1 pseudogene is annotated in these 298 nt (G+C 44.0%); it reads right to left on the bottom strand.

Annotated features, from left to right (window positions below):
• Positions 1-298 (bottom strand): annotated as a pseudogene (locus WKI42_RS10790) (Rpn family recombination-promoting nuclease/putative transposase); the annotation flags it as partial.

Below are 298 nucleotides of genomic sequence, written 5' to 3'. Positions count from 1 at the left end.
TTGGCTGATGGCTCGCTCGGGTTGTTGAGTAAAGGGCTTGTTCCCGAAAAACTCCAACCACGGCTTGCGAACCTTGTCTTTGCTGGTTTCTCTGTACTTTTTTAGTTCTAAGAATGCCATCTTTACTAGATGGTTTTCCTGTCCATTGTTTGTAATTGTTAAAACTTCACCTGTCGTGTCCTCGCGCATGCTAAAGCTATGAAAAGCCAAGTCATCTGAGAAGTAGTTACTATCCACAATAGCTATTGCGTAAACAGGTGCGATATGTTTGTAGCTCTGGTGGGTATCACCTTCTCGC

Origin of the sequence: Streptococcus pseudopneumoniae (assembly GCF_038148935.1) — a bacterium.
In the GTDB taxonomy this organism is placed as follows: Bacteria; Bacillota; Bacilli; order Lactobacillales; family Streptococcaceae; genus Streptococcus; species Streptococcus pseudopneumoniae_U.
This window is presented reverse-complemented; position numbering and strand designations above follow the sequence as displayed.